This window comes from Phenylobacterium sp. (genome assembly GCF_031360265.1).
Lineage (GTDB): Bacteria > Pseudomonadota > Alphaproteobacteria > Caulobacterales > Caulobacteraceae > Phenylobacterium.
Window position 1 is genome coordinate 30,859 of record NZ_JANMBF010000102.1, and the last position, 9,486, is coordinate 40,344.

At 69.9% G+C, this 9,486-nt stretch carries 11 protein-coding genes; 4 read left to right on the top strand and 7 right to left on the bottom strand.

Annotation, left to right across the window (positions count from 1 at the left end; genetic code table 11):
* Positions 1-67 precede the first annotated feature (67 nt).
* Positions 68-589 (top strand): DUF1993 domain-containing protein, encoded by a 522-nt coding sequence (locus RMN86_RS09115; protein WP_309605523.1) that lies wholly within the window; start codon positions 68-70, stop codon positions 587-589.
* Here the strand turns inward: RMN86_RS09115 and RMN86_RS09120 are convergent.
* The 4 genes from RMN86_RS09120 to miaA form a co-directional block, all read right to left on the bottom strand.
* Complete coding sequence (locus tag RMN86_RS09120; protein WP_309605524.1) at positions 579-1,229, bottom strand: lysoplasmalogenase family protein; 651 nt, start codon at positions 1,227-1,229, stop codon at positions 579-581. The genes RMN86_RS09115 and RMN86_RS09120 overlap by 11 nt on opposite strands.
* Positions 1,226-1,696, bottom strand: coding sequence for a Cys-tRNA(Pro) deacylase (ybaK, locus tag RMN86_RS09125; RefSeq protein ID WP_309605525.1), 471 nt, complete (start codon positions 1,694-1,696; stop codon positions 1,226-1,228). Before ybaK ends, RMN86_RS09120 begins: the two co-directional genes overlap by 4 nt.
* Entirely contained in the window at positions 1,693-3,489 is a 1,797-nt protein-coding gene (locus RMN86_RS09130) for an acetolactate synthase 3 large subunit (RefSeq protein ID WP_309605526.1), read from the bottom strand. Before RMN86_RS09130 ends, ybaK begins: the two co-directional genes overlap by 4 nt.
* A 182-nt stretch (positions 3,490-3,671) precedes the next feature.
* Positions 3,672-4,601, bottom strand: a complete 930-nt coding sequence (miaA, locus tag RMN86_RS09135) for a tRNA (adenosine(37)-N6)-dimethylallyltransferase MiaA (RefSeq protein ID WP_309605533.1) — start codon at positions 4,599-4,601, stop codon at positions 3,672-3,674.
* On the opposite strand from miaA, the gene serB reads away from it, so the two are divergent.
* On the top strand, positions 4,600-5,502 hold the full coding sequence (gene serB, locus RMN86_RS09140) for a phosphoserine phosphatase SerB (RefSeq protein ID WP_309605527.1): 903 nt from the start codon (positions 4,600-4,602) through the stop codon (positions 5,500-5,502). The genes miaA and serB overlap by 2 nt on opposite strands.
* Complete coding sequence (locus RMN86_RS09145; protein ID WP_309605528.1) at positions 5,499-6,167, top strand: HAD family phosphatase; 669 nt, start codon at positions 5,499-5,501, stop codon at positions 6,165-6,167. The genes serB and RMN86_RS09145 overlap by 4 nt, the downstream gene beginning before the upstream one ends.
* Positions 6,168-6,176: 9 nt before the next feature.
* Here RMN86_RS09145 and RMN86_RS09150 read toward each other — a convergent pair whose 3' ends face one another.
* Genes RMN86_RS09150 through hflK form a run of 3 tightly spaced genes read right to left on the bottom strand, consistent with a single transcriptional unit; the run spans position 6,177 to position 8,631 of the window.
* Positions 6,177-6,725, bottom strand: a complete 549-nt coding sequence (locus tag RMN86_RS09150) for a GNAT family N-acetyltransferase (RefSeq protein WP_309605529.1) — start codon at positions 6,723-6,725, stop codon at positions 6,177-6,179.
* Complete coding sequence (locus RMN86_RS09155; protein WP_309605530.1) at positions 6,725-7,627, bottom strand: protease modulator HflC; 903 nt, start codon at positions 7,625-7,627, stop codon at positions 6,725-6,727. Before RMN86_RS09155 ends, RMN86_RS09150 begins: the two co-directional genes overlap by 1 nt.
* Positions 7,624-8,631, bottom strand: coding sequence for an FtsH protease activity modulator HflK (gene hflK, locus RMN86_RS09160; RefSeq protein ID WP_405041336.1), 1,008 nt, complete (start codon positions 8,629-8,631; stop codon positions 7,624-7,626). Before hflK ends, RMN86_RS09155 begins: the two co-directional genes overlap by 4 nt.
* 297 nt (positions 8,632-8,928) lie before the next feature.
* Here hflK and RMN86_RS09165 point away from each other — a divergent pair.
* The coding region (locus tag RMN86_RS09165) for a P-loop NTPase (protein ID WP_309605532.1) at positions 8,929-9,486 on the top strand (558 nt) is incomplete at its 3' end.

Consider the following 9,486-nt stretch of genomic DNA (forward strand, 5'->3'; position numbering starts at 1 on the left):
TCCGTTGGCTTCCGCTGGGGGCGGCGGTCAGGGTGGCGACGAACCCGGTTTCAAAAGGCGCGGACCCATGGCGATATCCCTCTACGACGTCAGCGTGACGTCATTCCTGCAGGTGCTGGGCGGGGTCTCCGGCTTCCTCGATCGCGGCCTGACACACTGCCAGGAAAATGGCGTCGACCCGGAGAGCATCGTGGCGACCCGGCTCATCGAGACCATGCTGCCGTTCCGCTTCCAGGTGATCTCGGTGGCGCACCATTCCCTGGGGGCGATCGAGGGCGCCCAGGCGGGCGTATTCCGGCCGCCGACCCAGATCGAGCCCCTCGACTATGCCGGCCTGCAGGCGCTGGTGGCCGGGGCCCGCGACGGGCTGAAGGCCCTGACGCCCGACGCGGTGAACGCCCTGGAGGGCCGCGAGATGTTTTTCGAGATGGGCGAGCTGCGGATGCCGTTCACGGTGGAAGCGTTCCTGATGTCGTTCTCCCTGCCCAACCTGCATTTCCACGCGACCACCGCCTACGACATCCTGCGCAGCAAGGGCGTTCGCCTGGGCAAGCGCGACTATCTGGGCCAGATGCGGCTCAAGACCTGACGGTTCGACCCGACAGGGTGTCGGTCACGCCGACCGCGATCAGCGCCTGGCCGGCGAAATAGAGCCCCCAGATGACGAACCCGACCCAGGCCTGGCCGTGCAGCGGGCCGGCGCGGGCAAAGATCAGCAGGTCGGACACCAGGAACATCAGCGCGCCCGCGCCGACCCTTGAGCGGGGAAACCGGCTGGTCCAGGCGCAGACCGCCATCAGCGACAGACCAAGGGCATAGACCGCCACGCCCGGCGCGCTGGCGCGGTCGGCGGGCAGCAGGAAGGCGACGATCACCGTCGCGGGAACCAGCAGCAGCGCCAATCGGCCGGGGCTCGGGCGGCGGTTGCGCCAGTAGAGGCCGATGGCGACCCCGTGGCCGGCGAGGAAGGCAAGCGCGCCGAGGGTCAGGCCGGCGATCTCCAGCAGCATGTCGCCCATCGCGCCGAAGGCCATCACCGCGCAGAGCAGCCATCCATCCAGGCTCCGGGCCCGCGCCGCGGCGTAGAGGGCGAGCAGCGTCACCCCCGCACCCTTCCAGGCGATGGCCGGCGGCGGGGCCAGCGGCAGGCCCCACGACGCCAGGTAGCTGGCCCCCGCGACGACCGCGGCGATCAGCAGCCATCGCGCCGGCGCGGGCGCGCCGCTCATGTCACCGTCGCCACGAGGGCGTCCAGCGCGCGGACCAGGTCGCTGGGCGCCAGGCGGGCCTGCAGCCCCCGCTGCCCGGCGTTGACGAAGGCTTGCGGCAAGGCGGCAGCCGCGGCGTCGATCACCGTCGGCAGTCGCCTTTTCTGGCCGAACGGGCTGACCCCGCCCACCCGATAACCGGTGATCCGTTCGGCCTCGACCGGCGCCATCATCGCGCAGGCCTTGGCCTTCAGCGCCGCCGCCAGCCGCTTCATCGACACCTCGCGGTCGGACGCCAGGACGACGCAGGCCGGCCGGCCGTCGGCCCTGACGATCAGGGTCTTCAGAACCTCGCCGGGCGCCGCCCCCAGCGCCTGGGCCGCCTGGATCCCGATGCGCTCGGCGTTCGGGTCGTAGTCATAGGTCGCCAGCGCATAGGCGACGCCGGCGCGGTCAAGCGCCAGGGTGGCAGGGGTGGCGCGGCTCACACCAGCCGCTTGCCCGCCTCGGAGACCAGCACGCCGAGGTCGGCGCCTTCGTCGCCCAGGGTCATCTCGTTGTGCGCCTTGCCGGAGACGATCATCGGGAAGCAGTTTTCCTGCTTGGTCACCCGGCAGTCGAACAGCACCGGCTTCTTGACCGCGATCATCTCGCGGATCTTGTCGTCCAGCTCGTCGGGGTGTTCGGCGCGGAAGCCGACGCCGCCATAGGCCTCGGCCAGTTTCACGAAGTCCGGCAGGCTGTCGGAATAGGAGTGCGAATAGCGCTCGCCGTGCAGCAGCTGCTGCCATTGGCGCACCATCCCCATCCATTCGTTGTTGAGGATGAAGATCTTGATCGGCAGGTCGTGCTGCACCGCCGTCGACATCTCCTGCATGGTCATCTGCACGGAGGCGTCGCCGGCGATGTCGATGACCAGGGCGTCTGGGTGGGCCATCTGCACGCCGACGGCGGCGGGCAGGCCATAGCCCATGGTGCCCAGGCCGCCGGAGGTCATCCAGCGGTTGGGCTCCTCGAAGTGGAAGAACTGGGCGGCCCACATCTGGTGCTGGCCGACCTCGGTGGTGATGTAGACGTCCTGCCCCCTGGTCAGCTCATAGAGCCGCTGGATCGCGTACTGCGGCTTGATCAGGGTCTTGTCCGGCGCATAGGCAAAGCCCTTGCGGGCCCGCCACGCGTCGATCTGCGTCCACCAGCCGGCCAGCGCGGCCTTGTCGGGCTTCAGGTTCCGCTGTTTCCAGACTCCGATCATATCGGCCAGAATGCTGCCCGCGTCCCCGACGATGCCGATGTCGGTGCGCACGTTCTTGCCGATCGACGAGGCGTCGATGTCGATGTGGATCTTGCGCGAGCCCGGCGAGAAGGCGTCCAGCCGCCCGGTCACCCGGTCGTCGAAGCGCGCGCCGATGGCCACCATCACGTCGCAGTCGTGCATCGCATGGTTGGCCTCGAAGGCGCCGTGCATGCCGAGCATCCCCAGCCATTGGGGGTCCGACGCGGGGAACGCGCCCAGGCCCATCAGGGTCGAGGTCACCGGCGCTCCGGTCAGGGCGGCGAGCTCGCGCAGCAGCCGGGATGCTTCCGGTCCGGCGTTGATCACGCCGCCGCCCGTATAGAGGATCGGCCGCCGAGCCCCGGCGATCATCGCCACAGCTTCGGCGATGCGCCCGGGGTCCCCCTTGGTGCGTGGGTTGTAGTTGTGGGCGTGCTTGACCTCGGTCGGACCCTGATAAGTCCCCTTGGCGAACTGCACATCCTTGGGAATGTCGATGACCACCGGGCCGGGGCGCCCGGACGTGGCGATGTGGAAGGCCTCGTGCAGGACGCGCGGTAGGTCGGCGACGTCCTTCACCAGATAGTTGTGCTTGGTGCAGGGCCGGGTGATGCCGATGGTGTCGCATTCCTGGAAGGCGTCGGTGCCGATCAGGTGGGTGGCGACCTGGCCGGTGATGACGATCAGCGGGATCGAGTCCATCAGGGCGTCGACGATGCCGGTCACCGCATTGGTGGCCCCGGGGCCGGAGGTGACCAGCACCACGCCGGGTTTGCCGGTGGAGCGCGCATAGCCCTCCGCCGCGTGGGTCGCGCCCTGCTCGTGACGGACCAGGACATGCTTCAGGCGCGGCTCTGCGAACAGAGCGTCATAGATCGGCAGCACCGCGCCGCCCGGATAGCCGAACAGCACATCGACACCCTGATCGACGAGGGCGCGCACGACCATCTCCGCGCCGGAGAGAGTGGTGGTCGCTTCTGCTTCGATGGTCGTCTGGTGGGCGGTCATGGGGCTGGCTCGGATTTTGGGGGACTTTTGGACATTAAAAAAGGCCCGCTGGGGGCCTGGCAAAAGCGACCGTTGACGGGCTGACCTTTAAGTCAGACCGCGGCGGGCCGCCCTACGAGTACGAGACTGCTGCGCACGAGATTTCCTCGGAAATTACGGATCAGGCATGTCGCATGCCGCGCCTAGGGCGTCAAGCCGGGGTTGAGCGCAACAAACTGCCCCCATTGGGCGTCCGGCTCGATTTCGCTCAGCCGCGGCCAGTCGCCCATCTGGCCGCGCATCCAGGTCATCTGGCGTTTGGCGTAGCGGCGGGTCTGGCGCTGGGCGGCGGCCAGGGCGTCGACCAACGAGATCTCGCCGCGCAGGTGGGCGGCGAATTCGCGGACCCCCACGGCCTTCATCGCCGGAAGTTCAGGCGCGAGATCTCGCGCGCCGAGCGCACGGACCTCGTCAAGCGCGCCGGCCTCGAGCATGGCCGCCAGCCGGGCGTCGCAGCGCGCGTAGAGGGCCTCGCGCGGCGGTTCCAGCGCCACCGCCCGCCAGGCGCCGGCCTTGAGCGTCGGTTGGCCAAAGGACTGCCATTCGGTCAGCGGCGTGTCGGTCGCGGCCAGGACCTCCCAGGCCCGGACCAGCCGCTGACGGTCGCCGGGCGCGATACGGGCGTCGGCGGCGGGATCGCGGGCGGCCAGCCGGTCGCGGAAGTCAGGCTCGCCCATCCGGTCGTAGTCGGCCTGGGCCTGGCGCCGGTGCTCGGCCGCAACCGGAGGAATCTCGGCCAGGCCATGGGTCAGGGCGTGGAAATAGAGGCCTGTGCCGCCGACGACGATGGCCGGGCGACCGCGACGGGCGATCTGCGCCAACAGGTCCGACGCCGCGCGCAGCCAGCGGCCCGCCGACCACCCCTGCGCGGCGTCAACGGTTCCGAACAGGTGGTGCGGGGCCCGGGCCGCCTCCGCGGGCGAGGGCCGGGCGCTCAGCAGGCGCAGGTCCGCATAGAGCTGCATCGAGTCGGCGTTGACGATCTCCGCGCCGGTCGCGTCCGCCAGTCGCAGGGCCAGGGCCGACTTGCCGCTTGCGGTGGGTCCGGCGATCAGCCAGATGCGGGGCTCCATGGATCTCGTGCTCACCCTCGTCGCGCCCCCCGATGCCGGGGCCTTCAGCGTCAACCTACGCGAAGTGTTCGCCAGCGTCGGCGCGCGCGGCAAGGAAAGTCGCAAATTGGACGCCGGCGACGCCGCGGCGACCGACGTGATCCTGGAAGCCGACGATGTAGCGGCCGTGCGCGTGGCGCTGCGCGGGCCGATGGCGGACCAGCAGCTGGACTGGTGCCTGCAGCCGCTGGAGGGCCGCAGGAAGCGCCTGCTGGTCGCCGACATGGATTCGACGATCATCAATGTGGAATGCCTGGACGAACTGGCCGACTTCGCGGGTCTCAAGGCGGAGATCTCGGCGATCACCGAGCGCGCCATGCGCGGCGAACTGGCCTTCGAGGGCGCGCTGCGCGAGCGGGTGGCGATGCTGAGGGGTCTGCCGGTCACCGCGCTTGCGGCCGCCTATGACGAGCGCGTGCGGCTCAATCCCGGCGCGCGGACCCTGGTGCGGACCATGGCCGCCGACGGTGCGCGCTGCCTGCTGGTCTCCGGCGGGTTCAGCTATTTCACGTCCCGCGTGGCCGCGGCCGCGGGCTTCCACGCCGAGCGGGCCAACACGCTGGGCGAGGCGGCGGGCGCGCTCACCGGCCTGGTCGGCGATCCGATCCTCGGGCGCGAGGCCAAGCTGGCGGCGCTCACAGAGGAAGCCGCCGCCCTCGGCCTCCCGCTGTCGGCGACGCTGGCCATCGGCGACGGGGCCAACGACCTGGCGATGATCGAGGCCGCGGGCCTGGGGATCGCCTATCGCGCCAAGCCGATCGTCGCCGCCCAGGCCGACGCGCGGATCGACCACGCCGACCTGACCGCGCTGCTCTACTTCCAGGGCTATCAGCGCGGCGACTTCGTCATGGACGCCGAATGACCCTGCCGCGTCAGGTCAAGGCCGTCGTCTTCGACATGGATGGCCTCTTGGTGGACACCGAGACGGTGATCTTCCGCGCCATGCAGCAGGCCTCTGAAGGGATCGGCGCGGACCTGCCCTTCGCGGTCTTCCAGCGGATGGTGGGCCTGCAGGACGCCGCCAGCGACCTGATCGTGGTGGAGCATTTCGGTCAAGGCTTCGACCTGGACGCCTGGTCTAAGGCGGTGCGTGTCCACGCCAAGGCGCAGATGGCCGCCGGAGTCGCCCTGAAGGCGGGTGTGGTCGAGATCCTCGACCAGCTCCAAAAGGCGGGTCTGCCGTGCGCCATCGCCACGTCGTCCAGCCTGGCGTCGGTTCAGCGAAACCTCGGTCCGCATGGCCTTGTCGAGCGCTTTGGAGCCCTGGTCACGCGCGATCTACAGACCCGCGGCAAGCCCCATCCCGAGCCCTACCTGAAGGCCGCCGAGATGCTCGGGGTCGCGGCCTCGGACTGCCTGGCCCTGGAAGACAGCCACAACGGCGTCCGCTCGGCGTCCTCGGCGGGGATGATGACCATCATGGTGCCGGACATGTTGGACCCGACCCAGGAGATGGAGACCCTTTGCGTCCGCATCGCCCGCGACCTGCACGAGGTGCGCGAACTGTTGGCGGCGCAGCGCGGATAGCGCCGGGAGTTATTTCAGGTCAATCCAGTACCGGCGGCCCTCGTCGCCGGGGACCCAAGGGTGGGGGACGACGTCGCGGACCACCCCGCCGTTCTTCTCGATGACCCGCGCCGAGGCGGGGTTCTTCAGGTTTACCGTCAGCATCACCCGGTCGAGCTCTGAGTGGTGGGCGCGGACATGGTCCAGCATCCCGGCCAGCATGGCGCTGGCCAGGCCGTGGCCTTGGGCCGAGGGCCGCACGGCATAGCCGATATGGCCGCCCCACTGTTCGAGGACGGCGTTCAGGTGGTGGCGAAAGTGAACCGAGCCCAGGAACTCATCGCCCTCGACGCCCCAGAGCACGGTCTCGGGCACACGCTGGCCCAGGGCGCCGTCGGGCAGGACGACGGTGGTCGGCGGATCCAGCGTCTGGCGCAGGAACCAGGCCGGATCGTCGGCGATGGCGGCGATCGATTCGGGCGTCTCCGTGCGCAGCGTGTCGCGGGAATAGCCCTCGCGCAGGGCGGCGACGAACGAGGCCATGTGCGCCATGGCCGGCCGCGCGAGGGTCAGCGCCATCAGCGGCGGGCGCCGCTCGGGCCCTGCTCGAAATATTTGAAGAAGGCGCTGTCGGGCGACAGGATCAGGGTCGCGTCACCCTGGCCAAGACCCGTCTGATAGGCCTGCATCGAGCGGTAGAAGGCCGCGAAGCCCGGATCCTTGCCGAAGGCCTGGCCGAAGATGCGTGTGCGTTGCGCATCGCCCTGGCCGCGGGTGGTCTCGCCTTCCTGCTGGGCGGTGGCCAGAGTGATCGCCACCTCCTTGTCGGCGGCGGCGAAGATTTCGCGCTTCTGCTGCTCGCCCTGAGCGCGGTACTGCGCCGCGATCTGCTGGCGCTGGGTCTGCATGCGCCGGTAGACCGAGGCCTGGTTGGCCGCCGGAAGGTCGGCGCGCTTGATGCGCAGGTCGATGACCTCGATGCCGAGGCGCGACGCCTTGGCGCGGCGTTCGACGTCCAGCCGGGACTGCTGCATCAGCTGGTCGCGCCGGGCGGAGATGATGTCGGGGGTGTTGGTCGAGCCCAGGATCTGCCGCAGCGAGGAGTTCACCAGACGCTCAAGCCGGTCCTGCGCCGTCGTCTCGTCGTGCAGGGTGCGGTAGTATTGCAGCGGATCGGAGATCCGGTAGCGCAGGAAGGCGTCGACGACGATCTTCTGCTGGTCGGCGGCGGTGATCTCTTCCTGATCGGCCTCGAGCGCCAGGTTGCGGCGGTCGAACTTGATCACGTTCTCCAGGAACGGCGTCTTGAAGTTGAGGCCGGCGCCGGGCTGCCCCGGCGCGTGGATCACCCGCACCGGCTGTCCGAGGCGCAGCACAATGGCTTCCTGCCGCTGCTCGACCACGAACAGGGTGTTGCCGGCGACGATCGCGACGAGGAACAGGATCACCGCATAGACGATCAGGGGGCTGGAGCGGCTCATTGGGCGGCTCCGCGCTGGGGCTGGACGGGGGCGGCCTGGGTATCGGCGGGCGGCGTCGGCGCGGCCGTCGCGCCTCGGGGCCGGAAGACGTCCGGGGGCAGGATCACCGGGGCGGTGATGCCCTTGCCAGACACGATGACCTTGTTCGATCGGGCCAGGACGCGCTCCATGGTCTCCAGATACAGCCGCTCGCGGGTGGCCTGCGGCGCGCGCCGGTATTCGGCGTAGATCGAGTTGAAACGGGCGGCGTCGCCGGTGGCGGTGCGCACCGCCTGCTCGCGATAGCCCTGGGCGGACTGGACGATCTTGGCGGCGTCGCCCTTGGCCTCGTTGACCACGCGGTTGCGGTAGGCATTGGCCTCGTTGACGGCGGAGGCCTGGTCCTGCTCGGCGCTCTGAACGTCCCGGAACGCCGCGGCGGCCTCCTGCGGCGGGTTGACCGTGCGGATCTGCACCTCAACGATGCTGACGCCGGCGCCCCAGCGGTCCAGCGTCTTCTGCATCAGATCGGCCGTCTCCAGTTGCACCTGGCCGCGTCCATTGGTGAGGATCGGCTTCAGCTCGGTCTTGCCGATCACCTCGCGCATGGCGCTCTCGGCGACCGCCTTCACCGCTTCAGTGGGGTTGCGGGTGGCGAAAAGGAAGCGCGGGGCGTCGGCGACCCGCCACGTGACGCTGAAGTTCAGGTCGACGATGTTCTCGTCGCTGGTCAGCATCAGGCTTTCCTGCGGCACGTCGCCGTCCGGCGTGCCCGTGCCGCCGATGTCGATGCGGTTCAGTGTGGTGACCGCCACCTTCTCGACATGCTCGAACGGGGTCGGCAGGTGATAGCGCAGGCCCGGCGCCTCGGAGCGGGAATAGGCGCCGAAGGTGGTCACCACCGCCTGCTCGTTGGGCTGGACGATGTAGAAACCCGAGGCCGCCCACAGGGCGAAGGCGATGCCGGCGATGGCCGCCACAGCGCCGGGGCGCACGCCCTGGCCCGGCCCGCGGCCGCCGAACATCTCGTTGAGTCTCTGGCGAAGCTGTTCAAGACCCGCGCCCAGGTCAGGGCCGCCGGGGGATCTGGGCCCGCGCGGACCGTTTCCCTGGGGGCGCCTTTGCGGAGAGTCCTTGCGGTCGCCGTCGTCGCCCGGGGGCGTGCCCCAGGGGCCGGGATTTGCGTTGTCGTTCCAGGGCATCTGCCGGGTCGGTCTTTGCTTGAAAACGTGTTGTTGTCGATCCAGGCGCAGCGGCCGTGTAAACCGGCGCAGTCCCCCGGATATGAGACCCCATGCGGGTCAAAGCAAGCTTAAGGCGTCATGAGCAATCCCTCGATTTCCGCGACCCCGCCCGAACGGGCGGCCATCCTGGCCGCGCTCGAAGCCGTTTCCGACCCGAAGTCGGGGCTGGGCCTGACCGCCGCGGGCCTTGTGCGCGGCCTGGTGATCCGCGGCGGCCGGGCGGCGTTCATGCTGGAGGTCCCCGCGGCCGACACCCCGCTCTACGCGCCGGTGCGCGATGCCGCCGAACGCGCGCTGGCCGCCGTGCCCGGTGTCGAGACCGCCCAGGTGGTGCTCACCGCCGAGACCGCCGCCCCGCAGCTCAAGGTCTCGCCGCGCCGCGCCGCGCGGGTGCAGGAGGACCCCCAGGCCAGGCTCTCGCCGATGGCCGAGGCGGTGCGTCCGGCCTTCGTCGGCAAGGTGATCGCCATCGCCAGCGGCAAGGGCGGGGTCGGCAAATCGACCGTGGCGGTGAACTTGGCGGCGGCCTTCGCGCACCTCGGCCTGAAGGCGGGCCTGCTGGACGCCGACATCTATGGCCCCTCGGCGCCGCACATGATGGGCATCAAGGACGAGCCGGAGTTCGACGCCGAAAAG